Origin of the sequence: Pseudomonas crudilactis (assembly GCF_013433315.1) — a bacterium.
Classification (GTDB): domain Bacteria; phylum Pseudomonadota; class Gammaproteobacteria; order Pseudomonadales; family Pseudomonadaceae; genus Aquipseudomonas; species Aquipseudomonas crudilactis.
In genome coordinates this window covers 1-20,899 of record NZ_WXVV01000013.1, presented here as the reverse complement: position 1 = coordinate 20,899, position 20,899 = coordinate 1, and the positions used below count along the sequence as shown (strand labels likewise).

Annotated in this window: 19 protein-coding genes; 9 read left to right on the top strand and 10 right to left on the bottom strand. The window is 58.4% G+C overall.

All coding sequences use genetic code 11. The features are described 5' to 3' along the window. Position 1: 1 nt before the first annotated feature. The 4 genes from GTU76_RS15780 (at position 2) to fba (ending at position 3,046) form a co-directional block, all read left to right on the top strand. Positions 2 to 1,165, top strand: a complete 1,164-nt coding sequence (locus GTU76_RS15780) for a phosphoglycerate kinase (RefSeq protein ID WP_007913753.1) — start codon at positions 2 to 4, stop codon at positions 1,163 to 1,165. A 34-nt stretch (positions 1,166 to 1,199) separates the two neighbouring features. After that, complete coding sequence (locus GTU76_RS15775; RefSeq protein WP_007913756.1) at positions 1,200 to 1,421, top strand: hypothetical protein; 222 nt, start codon at positions 1,200 to 1,202, stop codon at positions 1,419 to 1,421. 57 nt (positions 1,422 to 1,478) lie between these two features. After that, on the top strand, positions 1,479 to 1,811 hold the full coding sequence (locus GTU76_RS15770) for an MliC family protein (protein WP_016987235.1): 333 nt from the start codon (positions 1,479 to 1,481) through the stop codon (positions 1,809 to 1,811). A gap of 170 nt (positions 1,812 to 1,981) precedes the next feature. Then, on the top strand, positions 1,982 to 3,046 hold the full coding sequence (fba, locus tag GTU76_RS15765) for a class II fructose-bisphosphate aldolase (protein WP_008081027.1): 1,065 nt from the start codon (positions 1,982 to 1,984) through the stop codon (positions 3,044 to 3,046). 102 nt (positions 3,047 to 3,148) lie between these two features. Here fba and GTU76_RS15760 read toward each other — a convergent pair whose 3' ends face one another. Both GTU76_RS15760 and GTU76_RS15755 read right to left on the bottom strand, forming a co-directional pair. Continuing rightward, a complete protein-coding gene (locus GTU76_RS15760; protein WP_180699032.1) occupies positions 3,149 to 3,421 on the bottom strand; it encodes a hypothetical protein in 273 nt (90 codons plus the stop codon). 282 nt (positions 3,422 to 3,703) lie between these two features. Continuing rightward, a complete protein-coding gene (locus GTU76_RS15755) occupies positions 3,704 to 4,066 on the bottom strand; it encodes a DUF6124 family protein (RefSeq protein WP_016987236.1) in 363 nt (120 codons plus the stop codon). Between the two features lie 702 nt (positions 4,067 to 4,768). On the opposite strand from GTU76_RS15755, the gene GTU76_RS15750 reads away from it, so the two are divergent. Then, positions 4,769 to 5,164 (top strand): hypothetical protein, encoded by a 396-nt coding sequence (locus GTU76_RS15750; protein WP_180699031.1) that lies wholly within the window; start codon positions 4,769 to 4,771, stop codon positions 5,162 to 5,164. A gap of 96 nt (positions 5,165 to 5,260) precedes the next feature. Here the strand turns inward: GTU76_RS15750 and GTU76_RS15745 are convergent, their stop codons facing one another. After that, positions 5,261 to 5,929, bottom strand: a complete 669-nt coding sequence (locus GTU76_RS15745; RefSeq protein WP_137217412.1) for a polysaccharide lyase family 7 protein — start codon at positions 5,927 to 5,929, stop codon at positions 5,261 to 5,263. 319 nt (positions 5,930 to 6,248) lie between these two features. Here GTU76_RS15745 and GTU76_RS15740 point away from each other — a divergent pair, with 319 nt between their 5' ends. The 3 genes from GTU76_RS15740 to GTU76_RS15730 are packed head-to-tail and all read left to right on the top strand — an operon-like array spanning position 6,249 to position 9,232. Continuing rightward, positions 6,249 to 8,372, top strand: coding sequence for a putative bifunctional diguanylate cyclase/phosphodiesterase (locus tag GTU76_RS15740; RefSeq protein ID WP_180699030.1), 2,124 nt, complete (start codon positions 6,249 to 6,251; stop codon positions 8,370 to 8,372). 44 nt (positions 8,373 to 8,416) lie between these two features. Then, positions 8,417 to 8,911: a M48 metallopeptidase family protein gene (locus GTU76_RS15735; protein ID WP_016987241.1), complete on the top strand. Its 495-nt coding sequence runs from the start codon at positions 8,417 to 8,419 to the stop codon at positions 8,909 to 8,911. Between the two features lie 24 nt (positions 8,912 to 8,935). Then, entirely contained in the window at positions 8,936 to 9,232 is a 297-nt protein-coding gene (locus GTU76_RS15730) for a winged helix-turn-helix domain-containing protein (RefSeq protein WP_180699029.1), read from the top strand. Positions 9,233 to 9,416: 184 nt separating this feature from the next. Here GTU76_RS15730 and GTU76_RS15725 read toward each other — a convergent pair whose 3' ends face one another. Beyond that, complete coding sequence (locus GTU76_RS15725; RefSeq protein WP_034153611.1) at positions 9,417 to 9,869, bottom strand: GNAT family N-acetyltransferase; 453 nt, start codon at positions 9,867 to 9,869, stop codon at positions 9,417 to 9,419. A gap of 255 nt (positions 9,870 to 10,124) precedes the next feature. Here GTU76_RS15725 and GTU76_RS15720 point away from each other — a divergent pair, with 255 nt between their 5' ends. Then, entirely contained in the window at positions 10,125 to 10,862 is a 738-nt protein-coding gene (locus tag GTU76_RS15720) for a substrate-binding periplasmic protein (RefSeq protein WP_016987244.1), read from the top strand. Positions 10,863 to 10,983: 121 nt separating this feature from the next. Here GTU76_RS15720 and yccS read toward each other — a convergent pair whose 3' ends face one another. The 6 genes from yccS to GTU76_RS15690 all read right to left on the bottom strand — a co-directional run bounded on the left by yccS (position 10,984) and on the right by GTU76_RS15690 (position 20,547). Further along, positions 10,984 to 13,176, bottom strand: a complete 2,193-nt coding sequence (yccS, locus tag GTU76_RS15715) for a YccS family putative transporter (protein ID WP_016987245.1) — start codon at positions 13,174 to 13,176, stop codon at positions 10,984 to 10,986. A gap of 230 nt (positions 13,177 to 13,406) precedes the next feature. Then, a complete protein-coding gene (locus GTU76_RS15710; RefSeq protein ID WP_175555522.1) occupies positions 13,407 to 14,585 on the bottom strand; it encodes a BaiN/RdsA family NAD(P)/FAD-dependent oxidoreductase in 1,179 nt (392 codons plus the stop codon). Between the two features lie 137 nt (positions 14,586 to 14,722). Continuing rightward, a complete protein-coding gene (gene dbpA, locus GTU76_RS15705) occupies positions 14,723 to 16,060 on the bottom strand; it encodes an ATP-dependent RNA helicase DbpA (RefSeq protein ID WP_230669476.1) in 1,338 nt (445 codons plus the stop codon). 128 nt (positions 16,061 to 16,188) lie between these two features. Continuing rightward, positions 16,189 to 17,616 carry a multidrug transporter subunit MdtD gene (gene mdtD / locus GTU76_RS15700; protein ID WP_129395854.1) on the bottom strand — a complete coding sequence of 476 codons (1,428 nt, stop codon included), beginning with the start codon at positions 17,614 to 17,616 and terminating at the stop codon, positions 16,189 to 16,191. 151 nt (positions 17,617 to 17,767) lie between these two features. After that, positions 17,768 to 19,105: a TldD/PmbA family protein gene (locus tag GTU76_RS15695; protein ID WP_180699028.1), complete on the bottom strand. Its 1,338-nt coding sequence runs from the start codon at positions 19,103 to 19,105 to the stop codon at positions 17,768 to 17,770. Further along, complete coding sequence (locus GTU76_RS15690; protein WP_180699027.1) at positions 19,105 to 20,547, bottom strand: TldD/PmbA family protein; 1,443 nt, start codon at positions 20,545 to 20,547, stop codon at positions 19,105 to 19,107. Before GTU76_RS15690 ends, GTU76_RS15695 begins: the two co-directional genes overlap by 1 nt. Between the last annotated feature and the right edge of the window lie 352 nt (positions 20,548 to 20,899).

Genomic DNA, 20,899 nt, shown 5'->3' with positions numbered 1-20,899 from the left:
CATGACCGTGTTGAAGATGTCCGACCTCGATCTGCAAGGTAAGCGCGTATTGATCCGCGAAGACCTCAACGTCCCAGTCAAGGACGGTGTTGTCACCAGCGACGCGCGTATCCTGGCTTCGCTGCCGACCATCAAGCTGGCCCTGGAAAAAGGCGCGGCCGTGATGGTCTGCTCGCACCTTGGCCGTCCGACCGAAGGCGAATTCTCCGCCGAGAACAGCCTCAAGCCAGTCGCTGACTACCTGAGCAAGGCGCTGGGTCGTGAAGTGCCGCTGGTGGCCGATTACCTGGGCGGCGTTGACGTCAAGGCCGGCGACATCGTGCTGTTCGAAAACGTGCGCTTCAACAAAGGCGAGAAAAAGAACGCTGACGAACTGGCTCAGCAATACGCCGCCCTGTGCGACGTGTTCGTGATGGACGCGTTCGGCACCGCTCACCGCGCTGAAGGCTCGACCCACGGTGTGGCCAAGTTCGCCAAAGTCGCTGCCGCAGGTCCGCTGCTGGCCGCTGAACTGGACGCACTGGGCAAAGCCCTTGGCGCACCGGCTCAGCCAATGGCGGCTATTGTTGCCGGCTCCAAGGTGTCGACCAAACTCGACGTGCTGAACAGCCTGAGCCAGATCTGCGATCAGTTGATCGTCGGCGGCGGCATCGCCAACACCTTCCTCGCGGCGGCCGGTCACCCGGTGGGCAAGTCGCTGTACGAACCAGACCTGCTCGACACCGCCCGCGCCATCGCCGCCAAAGTCAGCGTGCCGCTGCCGGTTGACGTGGTGGTTGCCAAGGAATTCGCCGAAACCGCAGAAGCCACCGTCAAGCTGATCGCTGACGTTGCTGCTGACGACATGATTCTGGACATCGGCCCGCAAACCGCAGCCAACTTCGCCGAACTGCTGAAATCGTCGAAAACCATCCTGTGGAACGGCCCGGTTGGCGTGTTCGAATTCGACCAGTTCGGTAACGGCACCAAAGTACTGGCGCAAGCCATCGCTGAAAGCTCCGCGTTCTCCATCGCTGGCGGTGGCGACACTCTGGCTGCGATCGATAAATATGGCGTGGCTGAGCAAATCTCCTACATTTCCACCGGTGGTGGCGCGTTCCTCGAATTCGTCGAAGGCAAAGTGCTGCCAGCCGTTGAAGTCCTGGAAAGCCGGGCCAAGGCCTGAGGCCGCCCGTTTGGCCAGGCAAAGGAGTGTTTACATGGTCAAGTCGTTAGCGCTGTTGTTGCTGACCGGTACGCTGGCGGCCTGCGGGAGTAACCCGAAGGCCGAAGCTACGCCGGCGCCGAGCGAGTCGCAGAAGGGCTGTTATCAGGCCGACTGGCAGGCCGAAACCAACCCGGTGCTGAACAAGCGCTCGGGACCGGACGGCCTGGACAAATACGAGACGCAAACCCCGGCCAAGGAACATGGTTGTCCTTGACGGGTCTGACTCTTTAACTCAGGGCTGGCGGCGTGCGCCGTCAGTCGAGGAACACGGATGAAAGGCTTGATCGCCATTGCGGCGCTGGCATTGTTGGGCGGTTGCGCGCAGTTGAACCTGTTTCAGTCGTCCGCCCCGGCGGACAACTGGACGACCTGGACCTGCGACAGCCAGGCCAAAGTGCTGTGGCGTTACGCCGATGCCGGCCAGAAGGAAGTCGATGTGCGACTGGGTGGCGGTGATCAGGTCTATCGCCTGAAAGAAGAGCCGGGCGCCTCGGGCACTCTGTACAGCGACGGCATGCTGGCGTTTCACGTCAAGGGAGAGGAAGGCCTGGTGTACTGGGTCGCCACCAATGACCTGATCGGCCGCGGCTGCAAGGCGCAGTAATTGAAACACCACAGGCTCACTCCTACAGGGGTTCTGTGTAGCTCTCAGGATTTTGCTTTATCGAATCACCAGACCGGGCCTCAACCCCCGATCTGCAATCACTTGAATAGCCGCCGCCGCTCCGGCAGGCTGGCACGATTAACGACCCTCAACCGGGAGAGACACACACAATGGCACTTATCAGCATGCGCCAGATGTTGGACCACGCAGCCGAATTCGGCTACGGCGTTCCAGCTTTCAACGTCAACAACCTTGAGCAGATGCGCGCCATCATGGAAGCCGCTGACAAGACTGACTCCCCGGTGATCGTCCAGGCTTCGGCCGGCGCTCGCAAATACGCCGGCGCGCCATTCCTGCGTCACCTGATCCTCGCCGCGATCGAAGAATTCCCGCACATCCCGGTGTGCATGCACCAGGACCACGGCACCAGCCCTGACGTTTGCCAGCGTTCGATTCAACTGGGCTTCAGCTCGGTGATGATGGACGGCTCGCTGGGCGAAGACGGCAAGACCCCGACCGACTACGACTACAACGTCCGCGTCACTCAGCAGACTGTAGCCATGGCTCACGCCTGCGGCGTCTCGGTAGAAGGCGAGCTGGGCTGCCTGGGTTCGCTGGAAACCGGCATGGCCGGTGAAGAAGACGGCATCGGCGCCGAAGGCGTTCTGGATCACAGCCAAATGCTGACCGACCCGGAAGAAGCCGCTGACTTCGTCAAACGCACCCAGGTCGATGCCCTGGCCATCGCCATCGGCACCAGCCACGGCGCCTACAAGTTCACCAAGCCACCGACCGGTGACGTGCTGGCGATCGACCGCATCAAGGAAATCCACAAACGCATCCCTAACACCCACCTGGTGATGCACGGTTCCTCGTCGGTGCCACAAGAGTGGCTGGCGATCATCAACCAGTACGGCGGCGACATCAAAGAAACCTACGGCGTACCAGTTGAAGAAATCGTCGAAGGCATCAAGCACGGCGTGCGCAAGGTCAACATCGACACCGACCTGCGCCTGGCGTCCACCGGCGCAATGCGTCGCCTGATGGCCACCAACCCGAGCGAATTCGACCCGCGTAAATTCTTCGGCGCCACCGTGACTGCGATGCGCGATGTTTGTATCGCTCGTTATGAAGCGTTTGGTACTGCGGGTAATGCTTCGAAGATCAAACCGATCTCGCTGGAAGCGATGTACCAGCGTTATCTGAAGGGTGAGTTGAACGCCAAGGTTAACTAAGCCTGAGCGTTAAACTGCTTTAAAAGAAACCCGCCGTGAGGCGGGTTTTTTTGTGGATGACTCTTTCGCTAAAGCAGAGGGCATAAGTTTGCGGGGTTTAAATTATGCAACATCATACGCATATACCGCTGACCATCTTGTATTGTCAGCGACACCATTTACCAAGGCTGTTGCAACAACTTTTTGTAATCCTCTATCCGGGAAGCTAATTGTAAAGCCAAAATTTCCGTCTCCGTAAGACTCTCCTGATCCCAGCTGAGTCGCGCCGTTTGGAGATAGCGTGACGTAAATCCTGCTGTTAGGAACGGATTTTCCGGTAATAAAAAAGCCATTTACGTCTTTTCGGATGGATGTGATAGTTGTTTCATTAGCCATGTTTATTACTCCTTGTAATATGAGTCGGGTCTTACCTGATTTCTAAATAAGACACGCACGTTCAGCCAATTGTTTTTGCAGTGATAGCTCTTGGCTTGAAGAATGTTAGGCGGTTGTTTTGTAAATTGAACCTGTAATAACTGACAGGTTTTAATATTTATTGGCGATAAACTTATCCTGGTATATAACTTTTGGTAGGTTTAGGGGGCGTAAAAAGGGGTAAATATTTTTAGATCGTTCTTATAAAAACCCGCCAAGAGGCGGGTTTTTTCCGGAGTAGAACTACTCCTTCAATTCGACATGATCCAGTGCCTGATTCACTGCCAGTTCACCGAGCATGACGACCTGCGCGATCCCCAGCGCGGTCTTGCGGTGTGAGGTGTTCAGCATGGCGGCGAAGTTGTTGAGCATTTCACTGGCTGAACCCAGGGTTTCGCTGGCGTTGGCCAGCAGGGATTCGGTGTTGTACTTCGGGTTGGCGAGGTACATGGGCTCGGGTTTATGCGTGCTGGCCATGATGAAGGCGGACGGTTTGAGGTAATGGTCGAGGGCGCGCTCGGCGGCGTCGTTGAGTTTTTTGGAATTGAGGGATTCGTACGGGGAGGCCGGGTCAGTGACCGGCGGGTGTGGCGTTGATTTGATCATTAGCTGAAAACTCCTGATGGAGCCGCTTCGTCTTCTCTACTAAAAGAAGGGTGGCAGCTGTGCGCAGGTTAGTAGACCGGGGAGTATTCAGCATTGACCGGCGCGCCGAAGCGCCCTGCACACAGCCACCATCAAGTCGGACAGCAATGACCGACGGATGCGCTTTGCACAAAACTGAAAAACACCACGGGCTACTAAACCCGATCACTGGAAATCAGTGACGCGAATCAAGTTACCGATGGCCCGCCAGGCGCACAAGCCGGCGGATTCTGGCGTACCCGTAGGCAACGACGCAAGCTGTTGTAGGCATCTGGAAGTAACCGCCTACCGATTTAAACAACCCCGTTTAAATGTAGGAGCTGCCGAAGGCTGCGATCTTTTGATCTTGAACAGACAAAGTCAAAATATCGCAGCCTTCGGCAGCTCCCACAGTTGGGTTCTGTGACTTTCAGTAAAGGTTTTGGAGAACAGGTCAACCCAGCACCGAGCGTTTCAACTGAACGAATATTCCACCGTAAAACGGTTCTTCTGTACTTGAATGAGCGCAGTGAGTTGGCGGGCAATAGTAGATCAGTGGAGATTTTGGGTATTAAAAGTATTGAATATATTTCTTATTGATATAAAAACCTGTCAGATATGACAGGTGTGTCGGGCCAGTCGGAACATTAAGCTTTCAACTCACTTATTTTGTAGGGCGAAGAAATGAAAATCGAATTGGAAGTTGAAAAACAAGTTGCGGGTGACCTGAATATCACTTACAAACATCCAGAGTATGGTTCTCACTCGCTCAAACTTAACAATGAAGGTTTGTACGCTGATAAAGAATTTTTTTATCTTAATCCAAAGTATAGGACTTTTGAAGGTCATGAATATTATATGGGGGTTAAATTTAAAAGAGGTCTCGTCGTTGGTGAGGAATATAAACTAGAGGGAAATGATCATGGCCCGATTTGGGCTCATTTAGAATTTGATTGGGTGAGCGGTGATAAAAATGCTAGTGGTACTTTTCGTTTGACCAGAGGCGGGGACCGTCCCAAAGGAGTCTTTAATCTCTCTGAGGAAGGGGTCTTTGAAGTAAAAGGTGATTTTGAGTTCTAAAAAAACCGCAGCTGACATTGGCCTGATGCCGTACGGCAGACTCCTATAGTCTGCCGGTTTATCGGTGTTATCACCTGTTAGTGCGAACTAGGAGATTTATTTGTCGTGATCGATATCTAGCTTGCTGAAAGTCACCTGCCCCCCCTCACTCGTATACCCGGTGTTGTCCTGCACATAAACCCCAGCCTTGAAATACAGCGGCTTGTTGCGCCATGTCGCGCTGATCTGTGAGTCCCACTGATAACCCGCCGCACTGATGCCCAATGCGCCGCCGGGGCTTAAGTGGATGAGGTAGTTGAATTCGCGATCCAGTTTGATCCCGGTAGCCAGCGTGATGACACGGCTTTCGTCATCATCCGGGTGCATGCGCACTTTGATTACCAGATTGCCGGTTTCTGTTTTTGTCTTGTACTGATATTCAAGTTTGACCATTGGCTTCTGGCTTTCATAAGCGTGAATCTGGCCAATGACGATCTTGCCTGAGCTCGGCACTTTGTTCACCGTCACGGTCGCGCGCAATGAATTGTCGGCATCCGGGTAATACCAGTTGCGCAGCGTGCCGTTGCTGTAGGTTTCCCTTAGTTCGGTGCGCGGGTAGATGGCGTTTTCGGTTTTTGACCCGGTAACCGGTGACCAGAAGAACAAGGTGCCGGTGTCGGAATGGAAGTACTGATCTTTGAAGCCGTTCACCAGTTTTGAGGTTTCGACGGTGTATGGCGGGCTGCCAACGGGAACGCTGAGGTTCCAGGTTGCGAGATCGATCATGTCGGTTCTTCCACTCAAGTTTCACTGCACGTACGTGCCAGAAGCTCTAGCCCGCACGTTTTGGGGCGGCCTTTATAAGCGTAGAGGGAAAATTTGTTAACGCCCGTTTGGCAGATGATTGACGTCAACATCCTGTCGAAATGCCATCTCTGCCGGTTTCCGGGGGCTTCAGCGATGACCGTTAGTCGGCAAATTCACGCTTTGGTTAAATGATGGCCTGATGACAGCTTCTGCTTTTTCGGATCCACGACTAGAGTGAAGGCTCGATGTATGTACGGTTTTACCGGAATCGCCCTGAAGTCCCGACAAGAGAAGCAGCATGGAATGCGCGCAACCCCCGCCAGGTGAAGGCAGCTCTGTCCTTTTGATCGTTGATGATTACCCTGAAAATCTGATCAGCATGCGCGCTTTGCTGCAGCGTCAGGATTGGCACGTCCTCACCGCAGCCTCCGGTTTCGAAGCGCTCAATATTCTGCTCTCCCACGATGTCGATCTGGTGCTGCTGGATGTGCAGATGCCGGGTATGGACGGCTTTGAAGTCGCGCGGCTGATGCGCGGCAGCCAGCGCACGCGCCTGACGCCGATTATCTTTCTGACCGCCAACGAGCAATCCCAGGACGCCGTGATCAAGGGCTACGCCAGTGGCGCGGTGGATTACCTGTTCAAGCCGTTCGACCCACAGATTCTCAAGCCCAAAGTGCAGGCGTTGCTGGAGCACCAGCGCAATCGCCGCGCCTTGCAGCGTTTGAGTCATGACCTGGAAGTGGCGCGCGCCTTCAATGCCTCGGTGCTGGATAACGCCGCCGAGGGGATATTGGTGGTAGGTGAGGACGGTTTGATCCGCTTTGCCAATCCGGCGATTTCGCGGTTGTTGAATGCGCCGGTGAAGGAGCTGGAAGGTCAGGAGTTTCTCGATTTTCTACAGAAGCCGCACATTCCGCTGTGGGCCGATTCCGAGTTTTATGCCAGCTACAAGCGTGGCGAAACATTAAGACTGCACGACGCCTTGCTGCGCACCGCGCCCGGCCAGCAGGTGCCGGTGGCGCTGTCCTGTGCGGCGTTGCCCGCCGAGCAACACGCGATGGTGGTGACTGTGCTGGACATGTCGGTGGTTCGACACTTGCACCAGCAACTGGAATTTCAAGCGGTCACCGATCCGTTGACGGGTTTGCTCAACCGTCGCGGGTTCTACCAGACCGTTGAAAATCTGCTGTTGCGTGGTGAGCGCAGTGATAGCAGTTGGGTCTTGCTGTATCTGGATCTTGATGGCTTCAAACGGGTCAACGATTCGCTAGGCCACGATGCTGGTGATCGCGTGCTGCGCTGGGTCTCCGAGCAATTGAAAGCCTGTCTGCGGCCGTTCGACATTCTCGCGCGCATGGGCGGCGATGAATTTACCGCGCTGCTGGATCTGGAGTTTCCCGAGCAAGCGGCGAAGATTGCCGAAAAACTCATCGAGCGGGTGTCGATCTGTCAGCAGATCGAAGGGTTGGACATCGCTCTCGGCGCCAGCATCGGCATCGCCACTTACCCGGACTGCGGCTCGAACCTCGACGGATTGCTGCGTGCTTCCGACATCGCCATGTACGAGGCCAAACGTGCCGGACGTCAGCAATATCGTTTCTACGATCATGAAATGAATGGCCGGGCGCGCTCGCGGTTGATGCTCGAAGAGAGCGTGCGTGCCGCCATCGAGAATCGCGATTTCAATCTGGTCTATCAACCGCAAGTGGCCATCGACACTGGCCAGATTCGTGGCTTCGAAGCGTTGTTGCGCTGGCAGCACCCGAGCGTTGGCGATGTGCCGCCGGGGCTGTTTTTGCCGCTGCTTGAGGAAGCGCGGCTGATCAGCCGACTCGGCAGCTGGATTTATCATCGCGGCGCCGGCCAGCGCAAAGCCTGGGAAACCCTGTTTGCCGAAGATCTGGTGCTCGGCGTGAGTTTGAGCAATACCCAGTTCAGCCTGCCGAATCTGGTCACCGAGTTGCGCCAGGTCATGGAGCGGCACGCCTTGCAGCCTCGGCAACTGGAGGTTGAAGTCACCGAAGAAGCCCTGATGCAGAATCCCGACGAAACCCGCAAACAACTGCGCTTACTGCGCAATCTTGGCGTGCGTGTTGCGCTGGATGATTTCGGTTCCGGGCCGTGCTCACTGGCACATCTGCGCGATCTGGAGCTGGATACGCTCAAGCTTGATCGCCATCTCATTGCGCGATTGCCGGACTCGAAACGCGACGCCTCACTGGTCAGCACAGTGATCAGTCTGTGCAAGCAATACGGTTTACTGGTGATTGCCGAAGGGGTGGAAACCATCGAGCAATACCAATGGCTGCAAGCCCACGGCTGCGAGTACGTGCAAGGCTTCCTCGTCGCACGGCCATTGATCGCCGAGGACGCTGCAAGCTTTGCCGAACCGTTTGACTGGAGCGCGCTGCCCGGTTGAATTCGCTACACTGGCGGACCTTTTTCGAACCGTGTCGCCCGTCCATGACTGTGTTGAAGTACCTCCAGGCCTATCCCGCGCAATTACAGGATCAGGTACGCCAATTGATCGCCGAAGGGCGGCTGGGTGAATACCTGAATCAACGCTATTCGGGGCGCCACGATGTGCAGAACGACAAGGCCTTGTACAGCTACGCGCTGGACCTGAAGCAGGAATACCTGCGCAACGCCCCGGCCATCGACAAGGTGCTGTTCGACAACCGCCTCGACCTGACCCACCGGGCACTGGGTCTGCACACCACGGTGTCGCGAGTGCAGGGCGGCAAGCTCAAGGCCAAGAAAGAGATTCGTATCGCCTCGTTGTTCAAGGACGCCGCGCCGGACTTTCTGAAAATGATCGTCGTGCATGAACTGGCGCACTTCAAGGAATCGGATCACAACAAGGCGTTTTATAAATTGTGCGAGCACATGCTGCCGGGGTATCACCAGGTCGAGTTTGATCTGCGCGTGTACCTGACGTGGCGCGATATGCAGGCTTAACTGTACGCAACCAGGAAGGTGGGGATGGACGTCAGCAAGACCAAAAGCAGTTTCTACCGCCGCTTGTATGTGGCGTACCTGATCGACAGCGGTCTGGCGCCGAGTGTGCCGGCGCTGACCGAAGTGACCGGCATGCCCCGGCGCACGGCGCAGGACACGATTGCGGCGTTGGCGGATCTGGATATCGTATGTGAGTTCGAGCAGGAAGAGGGCGCGCGCAACCATGCGGGGCGCTATCGGATACGCGAGTGGGGGGCGATTGATCGCGGGTGGATCGAGCGTAATTTGCGGCAGATCAGGGCTGTGCTTGAGTATCCCTAAATGCCCTCACCCCAGCCCTCTCCCGGAGGGAGAGGGGGCCGATTGGGGGATATTGGAGAGGTACGCCGACGTGAGCGAGCGCCGTTGAATCCATAATCGACACTGTTTTTCAGGTCGATGTCTGCAGCAAGACGATAAGGTCAGTCCCCTCTCCCTCCGGGAGAGGGCTAGGGTGAGGGGCTTTTCAGGCACGACGCATCCCGATATGTGGAATGTCATCCTCCAGATATTCCTCACCCGCCACAACAAACCCGTACCGACCGTAATACCCCTGCAAATGCGCCTGCGCCGACAGATAGATCGGCACCTGCGGCCAATGCTTCTCGGCCTGTTTCAACGCCTGCTCCATCATCTCGTGCCCCAGCCCTTTCCCCCGCCCTTGCGGTGCGGTAATCACGCGGCCGATCACCACGTCTCCTCCCTGAGATTCCGGATCCAGCAGGCGCAGGTACGCCATCAGCTGATCATCTTCCCAACCCATCAGATGGTAGGTGTCGCCTTCCAGATCCTGACCGTCGAGATCCGGATAAGCACATTTCTGTTCGACTACGAACACGTCCGAGCGCAGCTTCAACAGCGCGTATAGCTGTTCCTTGCCCAGATCACTGTGATGTTTGCAGACCCATTCGATTGTCATTTGCCGATTCCTTGAACGTGTCGCCCGATACTAAGCGCCTGCGGCAAAGATGTCTTTATGGCGTAAGAGTCTGTGACAAAGGTCAAAATGCCATCATTCCTTTCTCGCAGCCGCGGTGACTTTGTGTAATCTGCTGGAGAGCCCTGTGCACTGGCTGCAATGAGCTAATGTTAGGGCCTGGGTTTTGCCGGTAAGGGGCCTTGGGGTTTTGACTGAAAACATGCTGGGCAACTCGCCCGCTAAGGATTTTCAAGCATGCCGCGTTTGCATCGAGCCTTTGCTTTGACCGGATTGCTCTTGCTGGCTCAGACCGCTGCAGCGGATAAGCTGCGGCTGGTGTTTGATATCTGGCCACCCTTTACCGACGACACGCTGGTCAACGGCGGACTGGCCACCGACATCGTCACAACTGCGCTGGCCCGGGCCGGTTATGCCAGCGGCTACGAGCAGGTGCCTTGGGCGCGGGCGCTGCTTGGCGTTGGCGAGGGCCGCTACGATGTGTTGGTCAACGCCTGGTACAACGACGAGCGGACCAGGCTCGGCCAGTTTTCCGGGGAATACCTGCTCAACCGCATTCGCTTTCTCAAGCGCAAAGACACACCACTCGACTACTCAAATCTGCAGCAGTTGCACACCTATCCGATTGCGGTGGTGCGCGGTTACGCCTATTCGGCGCCGTTCGATGCCGACACGGCGTTGCAGAAAGTCCCTGTGCATAACTTCGCCATGGCCGTGCGCATGCTCGCGGCGGATCGGGTCAAGCTGACGCTGGAGGATGAGTATGTGGCGAAGTATTACCTGGCGCGCGAATCAGCCAAGGTGCGCAATTCAGTGGAGTTTTTGCCCAAGCCGTTGAGTGAGAACAGCCTGCACATTCTGGTGAGCCTGAAGAATCCGCAGCATGAGCAGATTGTTGCAGGGTTTGATAAGGCGATTGCGGCGATGAAGGCGGATGGGAGTTATGACAAGTTGCTTCGCCAGCATGGCATGTGAGGGTTGATCCAGAATTTTTTGTGTGGCTGATGGCCTCTTCGCGAGCAAGCTCGCTCCCACATTGGATTTGTGAACGACACAGAACACATGTGGGAGCGAGCTTGCTCGCGAAGACGTCCTTTCAGCCAGCGCCAACCTCATTGGTGTCCTTGATCAGATGCGCCGCCAACGTCCGCAACGGCCCCAACTGCCGGCAAATCAACGCCAGTTGCGTTTGCACCAACCGCTGTCCTTCATCAATCTCATCAGCCATCTGCTCCAGCTCATTGGCCAGCGCTTCTTCCTCGTCACTCTGAATCGCCACCGGCTGCTTGTTCGCCAGACCTTGGGCGATTTCATCGATGCTCGTCGCCAGTTTCACCCCGGCGCCATCAATCAAATGCTCACGCACATCCGCCGGCAACTGCGTCTCGCGATGTGCGCCCAGCCCTGACAGATAACTCAGCAAGGTGTGCGACAGCACCAGAAAGCGGAATCCGACATCCGCTTCCTTACGGAAGTGCCCCGGCTCCATGAGCATGTTCGCCAACGTCGTCGACAGTGCCGCATCGGCGTTGTGCGCATTACGCCGGGCCAGACGATAAGCGAGGTCGTCGCTCTTGCCGGCGGCGTATTGCTGCATGATCTGGCGCAGGTAGATGCTGTTGCAGGTCAGGGTGTTGGCCAGCACTTTGTTCAGGCGTCGACCCTGCCAGTCCGGCAGGAACAGGAACACCGTCAGACCGGCAATCAGGCTGCCCAGCAGCGTATCGAACAGGCGTGGCAGGAACAGTCCGTAACCGTCGCCGACCTGGTTGAAGCAGAACAGCACCATGATGGTGATCGCCGCCGTCGCCAGGGTGTAGCGGGTGGTGCGGTTGGTAAAGAACACCACGCCGGCAGCGATGGCGAAGCAGGACTGCACCAACGGGCTCGGGAACAGATCGAACAGCGCCCACGCCACGGTCAGGCCGATGGCCGTGCCGAAGATCCGCTGACCGAGTTTGCGCCGCGTCGCGCCGTAGTTCGGCTGGCAGACGAACAGCGTGGTGAGGATGATCCAGTAACCCTGCGACGGGTGAATCAGGTGCACCATGCCGTAGCCGATACTCAGCGCCAATGGCAGGCGCAGGGCATGGCGGAACAGCAGAGAAGTCGGCGTCAGTTGCGTGCGCAGGCGAATCCAGACGTCCTTGAGGTTGCGCGGCGAACGGTCGAGCAGGCTGCTGTCGGTCGCATCGGCCAAGGCATCCGGATTGCTCGCGTCGCTGAGCAAACGGTCGAGGGTGCCGAGGTTGGCGGCCAGTGCGCGCAGCGAACGCAGCAGTCCGCGCCACGCCGGGTTGCTCTGGATGCGCAGGTGTTCGAGGGAGGCGTCGAGGTCACTGAGGGCTTCGGCGAAACTCGCGTCATAAATAAATGGCTGGCGCATCTGGATCGATTCGGCCAGTGCGCGGCAAGCCTTGCCCTGCTGACGGAGCAGGCGCTGGCAGCGGAACAGCACGTCGCTGTGGAAGAACGCTTCGGCCAGCGCGTTGTACGGATAGTGCGAGGAGCTGGCGCGTTCGTGGATGTCCTGAGCGAGGAAGTACAGCTTCAGGTAACGGCTGACCTTCGAGCCGGGGCGGCCATTGCCGACGCGGTGCAGGATGATTTCCTTGGCACTGTTCAGCGCAGCCACCACGCGGCCGTTTTGCTGCGCCAGTTCGAGGCGACGTGCTTCGACGTCCATCTGTCGGATCGGCTCGAACAGCGACGATTTCAGCTTCAGGTAAAAACCCAGTTCACGGAACAGCCGCGCCAGACTCTGCTGCACCGGCTGGTTGGAAAACATCGCCTGCCACAACACCGAGAGCAAGCCGTACCACGCCGCACCGGCGACCAGCAGCATCGGCTCGTGCCAGAAATCAGTGACTGCGCCGCCGCGTTGATCAACGCCGATCATCGTGTATACGGACAAAATCAACGTCGCCGAAGCAATCGCGCCATAACGCTCGCCGAGCGCACCGAGCATGGTCAGGCCAAAACTGGCCAGCGCGAGGGCAATGGCAAAGACGATCGGGTAGGGGAAGAGCAATTCCACCGACAGCGCGGCGATGCTGAAACACACCAGTGTCACGGCGAGGGCGTTGAGGCGGCCCTGCCAACTGTCGTCGGTTTCGGCCAGGGCGCTGGCGATAATGCCGAGGAATAACGGGATCAGCAGGCCCATTTCATCCTGATACCAACACAGCGCCATGCTGCCGGTCAGGGCGATGAACACCCGCACGCTGTAGCTGAATTTATCCAGCGCCCACAGGCGCCGCAAAGACTGACGAAACGAGGTCGAGGACATGAAGTGCGAAGGCCTTCCGAGGCGATGCCGCTAAATTGAGCCAGTAATGACGCCGACGCAATGGCGCCGATCACATCTGACAGCAAAAAGTGTTCCTTACTGCATCACACATAACAACTGTAGGAGTGAGCCTGCTCGCGATAGCGGTGTGTCAGCCAATGAATTCATCGACTGATTCACCGCTATCGCGAGCAGGCTCACTCATACAGGGTTTTGTATTTGGCTCTGAGTCAGGCGTACTGCGCGGCGGCGTAACCGGAGGCCCAGGCCCACTGAAAGTTGAAACCGCCCAGATGGCCAGTGACGTCGAGCACTTCACCGATGAAATACAGACCAGGGCTTTTCAGTGATTCCATGGTCTTGGAAGAAACTTCGCGGGTATCGACGCCGCCGAGGGTCACTTCGGCCGTGCGATAACCCTCAGTCCCCGCCGGCACGACTTTCCAGCTGCCGAGTTTGTCGGCGATTTCCGCCAGTTCCGCGTGGGTGTACTGCTTCATCGGCTTGGACACGAACCAGTTGTCCGCCAGCAGATTGGCCATCTTCTTGGTGAAGATCTCACCCAGCAGGGTTTTCAGTTCACTGTTCGGACGCTCGGCCACTTGCTGTTGCAGCCAGCTCGCGGCGTCGTGATCTGGCAGCAGGTTGATTTCCACCGTGTCGCCGGGTTCCCAGAACGAAGAAATCTGCAAAATTGCCGGGCCACTGAGGCCACGGTGAGTAAACAGGATGTTCTCGCGAAAGCTCTGGTCGTTGCAGCTGACCAGACAATCCACCGACGTCCCGGACAGCTCGGTGCAGAGTTCCTTGAGCTGATCGGTGATGGTGAACGGCACCAGACCGGCGCGGGTCGGCAGCAACTCATGGCCAAACTGTTTGGCGACCTGATAACCGAAACCGGTGGCACCCAGCGTCGGGATCGACAGACCGCCGGTGGCGATCACCAGCGACTGGCATTGAACCTGACCGAGGGTGGTGTCGAGCAGGTAACCGCTTTCGACCTTCTCGATCGTCTGGATCGACGTGTCCAGATGCAGTTCGACACCGGCCTGATCGCACTCGGTCAGGAGCATTTCGAGGATGTCGCTGGATTTGTTATCGCAGAACAACTGGCCGAGTTTCTTCTCGTGGTAGGGCACGGCGTGTTTGCCGACCATGCCGATGAAATCCCACTGGGTGTAGCGCGCCAGCGCGGATTTGCAGAAGTGCGGGTTCTGCGAGAGGAAATTGTTCGGCTCGGTGTACATGTTGGTGAAATTGCAGCGGCCACCGCCCGACATCAGGATTTTCTTGCCGGCCTTGTTCGCGTGGTCGAGCAGCAACACCTGACGCCCACGCCCGGCGGCAGTCAGTGCACACATCAACCCAGCGGCGCCAGCGCCAATGATCACGACTTCGGTAGAGCGCAAAACGGTGTCCTCTGAAATATCACCACAAAACGAACTGTAGGAGCTGCCGCAGGCTGCGATCTTTTGATCTTGCTCTTAAAAAACAAAGTCAAAAGATCGCAGCCTGCGGCAGCTCCTACAGGGGAGTTACGTTGTTCTTACAAGATACGTACGCGCAGCGAGCGGCCCTTGATCTTGCCGTCGTTCAAACGCTGCAAGGCCTGCATGGCCACGGTGCGGTCAACGGCCACATAAGCCTGGAAGTCGAAAATCGCAATCTTGCCTACCTGTGCACCGGGAATGCCGGCATCGCCAGTCAATGCACCCAGAATGTCGCCCGGGCGAACCTTGTCTTTACGACCGGCACCAATGCACAGCGTGGTCATCGGCGGCTGCAATGGGGCGAGGCCCTGGGACTTGAGGTTATCGACCTGATCCCAGTTCAGCGGTGATTTCTGCAGCTGTTCGATGGCTTGCGCGCGGTGCGCTTCACCCGGAGCAACCAGACTGATCGCGATGCCTTTTTCGCCAGCACGACCGGTACGGCCAACGCGGTGAATGTGGATTTCCGAATCGCGGGCGAGTTCGACGTTGATCACCATGTCCAGCGCATCGATGTCCAGACCACGGGCAGCCACGTCGGTGGCGACCAGTACCGAAGTACTGCGGTTGGCGAACATCGCCAGCACCTGATCGCGGTCACGCTGTTCCAGGTCGCCGTGCAGGCCGACGGCGGAAATGCCTTTGGCGGTCAGGTGATCAACGGTTTCCTGCACTTGCTGCTTGGTGAAGCAGAACGCCACGCAGGACGCCGGGCGGAAGTGGTGCAGGACTTTGGTCACTGCGCTCATGCGGTCTTCCGGGGAAATCTCGTAGAAACGCTGCTCGATCTGCGTGTCATCGTGGAACGCTTCGGCTTTCACCGTTTGCGGATCGCGCATGAATTTCGACGCCAGTTGCTTGATGCCCACCGGGTACGTGGCAGAGAACAGCAGGGTCTGACGACGCTCCGGGGTCTTGACGATGATGTCTTCGATGGCGTCGTAGAAACCCATGTCGAGCATGCGGTCGGCTTCGTCGAGGATCAAAGTGTTCAGGCCATCAAGGACCAGCGAACCTTTGCGCAGGTGCTGCTGGATGCGGCCCGGGGTGCCGACGATGATGTGCGCGCCGTGCTCCAGCGAAGCGATCTGCGGGCCAAACGACACGCCGCCGCACAGGGTCAGGACCTTGATGTTGTCTTCGGCACGGGCCAGACGACGGATTTCCTTGGCGACCTGGTCGGCCAGCTCGCGCGTCGGGCAGATCACCAGTGCCTGGCAACCGAAGTAGCGCGGGTTGATCGGGTTGAGCAGGCCGATGCCGAACGCGGCGGTCTTGCCGCTGCCGGTCTTGGCCTGGGCGATCAGGTCCATCCCCTTGAGGATCACCGGCAAGCTCTGCGCCTGGATCGGCGTCATCTGGGCATAACCGAGGGATTCGAGGTTAGCCAGCATGGCGGCGGACAGCGGCAGAGTATTAAAAGCGGTGGCGATGGTGGTCACGGGACTGGCCTGCAAAACAAAATGTCGCGCAGTGTAGCAGCCCCGTGCCACTTTCTTCGAAAGTTCTGGACGAACAGTGGTTAATGTTCGATGTGTTCTTCCGGGCGTTTGGCGCGGCGGCCGTCTTCCTTCGACAGTTGCGAGAAGATCGTCGCGGCCAGCATCGCCATGATGCCGACGGTGACGAAGGTCAGCTGGAACGCACCGAGCACGGTCTCGACGCCATCGTTACCAACCTCCGCGGTGAACCCGCCGAGCAACGCACCGGCGCAGGCAACGCCCAGACTCAATGACAACTGCGCCACCACCGACAGCAAGCTGTTGCCGCTGCTGGCGCTCGCATCGTCGAGGTCGATCAGCGTCACGGTGTTCATCGCGGTAAATTGCAGCGAGTTGATCGCGCCGAGAATCGCCAGCAGGCACAGCAGCAGCCAATACGGCGTTTGCTCGCTGACCAGACCCATGCTCGCCAGCATGATCCCCAGTGCCAGCGTGTTGCCGGTCAGCACGATGCGATAACCGAGACGTTCGATCAGCGGTCGTGCCACCCACTTGGCGATCATCGCCGCAGCGGCCAGCGGCAGCATGCTCATTCCCGCTTGCGACGGTGAATAACCCAGCGCCACTTGCAGCAGCAAAGGCACCAGAAACGGCAGTGCACCGCTGCCCAGACGGGCGAAAAGGTTGCCGAGAATACCCACAGCAAAGGTGCGGGTCTTGAACAGTGACGGTGCGAACAGCGGATTTTCGATGTGCCCGGCGCGCAACCAGTATGCCGCCAGACAGGCCATGCCGCCGAACAGTAGCAACATCACGCGCAGGTGCGGCAAGTGCAACTCGCCAAGGCCTTCCATGGCGATGGTGATCAGGATCATCGCCGCGCCGAACAACAGAAAACCCAGACTATCGAAGCGCGTGCGCTCGGTGCCGCGCAGGTCGGGAATGAATTTCCACACCGCGTAGCAACCGATGACGCCGACCGGCAGGTTGATCAGGAAGATCCAGTGCCACGTCAGGTATTCGACCATCCAGCCGCCCATGGTCGGGCCGATCAACGGGCCGAGCAGGCCGGGGATGGTGATGAAGCCCATGATCCGCACCAGTTCGGAGCGCGGATAGGCGCGCAGCACCACCAGTCGCCCGACCGGCAGCATCAGCGCACCGCCCAGCCCCTGAATGACCCGGGCGCCGATCAGCATGCTCAGGCTGCTCGACAGCGCGCAGAGCAGTGAGCCGAAACTGAACAGCAGAATCGCGCCGAAGAAGATTTTCTTGGTGCCGAAGCGGTCGGCGATCCAGCCTGAAGCCGGGATCAGCAATGCCACGGTGAGCATGTAAGAGATGACCACGCCTTGCATGCGCAGCGGATCTTCGGCGAGATCGCGAGCCATGGCGGGCAGCGCGGTGTTGAGGATGGTCCCGTCGAGGGACTGCATGAAGAAAGCGATAGCGACGACCCACGGCAACCAGCGGGCGGTGATGGCGTCGAGAGGCGGGCGGTTGGGCATGGAACCTCTTGTCGTTGGAGTTAATGCATATCCATTGTCGAGCGCGGTCAGTGTGGGAGCGAGCTTGCTCGCGAAAGCGGTAGGTCAGTCGCCATCAATGTTGAATGACATGGCCTCTTCGCGAGCAAGCTCGCTCCCACAGGTGTTGCGTTTACAGGGTCAAGGTCAAACGGCTGACCAGCGCGCCCGGCAGCAACGCCGACGAAGTATTGCGCTGGCTGTAGGTACTCGCCGACAGCAGCAACTCACGCTCGGCGGTCAACGCTTCCAGCTGCGAACCCAGCAGGCTGTAAGCGCTATCGTCGAAACGCATGGTGCTGACCGGCGCCTGGATCTCGCCGTTCTCGACCCAGAAGGTCGCGAAGCGGGTCATGCCGGTCATGCGCGCGGCCGGTTGATCCGAGTAGTTCAGGTACCACAGGTTGCTGATATACAGCCCGGTGCCCAACTGCTTGAGGATCTCTGCTTGCGACAGATCCCCCGCCGCCATGTTCAACGCACTCGGCATTTCACCGCCGCCAGCGCCGTTGGCGGCCAAACCATATTCGGCGGCACTGCGCGAGCCAACCAGTTGATCACCGGCCTTGCCTTCGACGATCAAACGCAAATCACTGCGCGGATAACCTTCGCCGGAAAACGCCGGGCTCAACGATTCGCTGACTTTCTCATCCAGCGACACCAGCGGACTGAACGCCTGATCGCCGACATACAGCTTCTGCAATGGGCTGCTCTTGCTCGCGATCGACTGCGCCGAGAAACCGCCCCAGCTCAGCATGCCCATGATTTCTTCCAGCGCCGCTGGCGCCAGATACGCGCGGTATTGCCCCGGTGCCAGGGTGCGCAGCGGACGACCGAGAAATTCCAGTTGCTCGCGCGCCTGAGCAAAGCGCTTGGCGAAGCCTTCGCTGCTCCAGTCGTGCCCGGCGTAGCTGGCCTTCACCGCTTCGCCGTTGTCGTGGAACAGGCTGAAGTCAAAGTTGAAACTGTTCGCCTGATGCCAGCCAAACGCCCCCGAAGAACTGGCAAAACCACGGCTGATCGGCCCGGCGGCATAGAAGCCAACCAAGTCCAGACCTTCAGCGGCAGTACAGATCTCATCGACAACCTGTTCAGTGTCCGGGAGCGGATGTTCCTGCACATTCTTGCTCTGCCAGCCGTTGTGATTGAGCAGCAGGTACGGATCCTGCGGCAGCAACGGCAGGGTTTCGCGCAGTTGTTGTAGGCCTTCGGCGAGGCGTTGCAGATCGCCTTCCTGATCACCGGACAGGGTGACTTGCAGATCGGCATGGCGACCATCGTTAATCAGCTTCAGGACGATATTGGCCTGCTGCACTTGCCCGGCCTGACGCACCTTGGCGTGGTTGAAACGCACAAACGCCGAGGATTCGGCGGCATAGCTAAGGGTGAACTGTTCCGGCTCGCGCACGCTGTCGCGCAGCCACTCGACCATGACCTTGAAGGCGTCGGACTGACTCTTCGAAATGCTCATCAGGCGTCTCCCCCAAACACATCAACGTTGCTGAATACGCAGGCCGGCGAAGCGTGGCCGACGCGGATCACCTGGTTCGGTTCGCCCTTGCCGCAGTTCGGCGTGCCCAGCACCTTGACGGTGTTGGCGTCGCCGACGGCGCGCAGGCTTTTCCAGAAGTGCGCGGAAATCGCCCGGTAGTTCGGGTTTTTCACCACGCCTTTGAGTTCACCGTTTTCGATCAACTGGCCCCATTCACAGCCGAACTGGAATTTGTTGCGCGCATCGTCGATCGACCACGAACGGTTGGTGCTCATCAGGATGCCGTGCTCGATGCCTTCGATCAGCTTGTTCAGCGGCTGATCGCCCGGTTCGATATTGAGGTTGGCCATGCGGTCGATCGGCGGCCGGTTCCAGCCACAGGCGCGGCTGTTGGCGACGCCGTCGAGACCGGCGCGGAACTGCGACAGCGCCCCGCCCAGCGGACGCAACAACAGGCCATCGCGGATCAGGAATTGTTTGCTGGCCTTGGTACCGTCGTCATCGTGGCCATAGCTGGCCAGTTCTTCGGGAATACCCGGATCGAACGTTACGTTGAGCAGTTTCGAGCCGTATTGCAGGCTGCCGAAGTCGCTGGCTTTGACGAAACTGGTGCCGGCGTAATTGCGCTCGTCGCCGAGGATGCGGTCGAGTTCCAACGGGTGACCGATGGATTCGTGGATCTGCAGCATCATCTGGTCCGGCATCAACAGCAGATCGCGCGGGCCTTGCGGGGTGTTCGGCGCGAGCAGCAGTTGCAATGCCTGGTCGGCGACTTGCGGGCCGGCGCCGATCAGACCGCAGCGGCTGATCACATCAGCGCCGCCCTGTTGGCCGAAGTTCTCGCGGCCGAGGCTGCGGGTCTGGCTGTCGTTGCCGTCGTAGGCGGTGACGTCGAGGCCTGGATAGACGAAGCGCTGGGCCTGGCGCAACTCGGCCCCGGCGCTGCTCAGGTAGATCTGTTCGACGTGGGTAATGCCAATGCTCACTTGCCAGTTCACCAGGCGCTCATCCTTTGGCACCGAGGCGGATTCTGCGCCGAGCAGCTCAAAACATTCGCTCAGGGACGGGAAGGCTTGTTCGAGATTGGGTGAAAAGTAATCAGCGCGATCGCTGGACACTGGCTGATCGCGCAGGTCGAGCAGTGCGTGCGGCTTGAGCCGGCGCGCTTGCTGCTCGGCGCGTTCGAGGGCGGCTTGCAGACCTTGTTGCGACAGGTCGTTGGTTGCCGCATAGGCCTCAACGCCATTGACGCGCACGGTAAGCATCGCGCCTTCGTCACGGCTCAGGCTCGGTGGTTCGGCAACGTTTTTACGCACCGACAGGTACTGACCGGATTCGCGTACGTATCGCAGGGAAAAAAACTCGGCGCCCGTGCGCAAGGCAGCGAAGCGCTGCTTGAGCTGGGGGTGGAAATCGAACATTCGGGAACCTCCTTGTCAGGGGGAAGCGGTAGAGCAGCGGCGGGGAGGGGGTGAAACGGTTGCGCGAGGTCTAGAGTAGGCCTGCGTGGGGGTAGGATCAAGTGAAGAGGGGGTGTAGGGGGATTTACTGTGCAGCGCGGGAATTTGTGCTGAATGTGAGGGCCCCTTCGCGAGCAGGCTCACTCCTACAGTTAATCTCCAGTGTCCACAGAGTTTGTGTTCACTGGAGATCGATGTAGGCGTGAGCCTGCTCGCGATCAGCCTTGATGCGGTGTAACTGAATTACTGAGCAGCCGGGGTGATATCACGCATCGGCTTGCCCTTCACCGGCGCATCGCCCGCCACGTAGTAC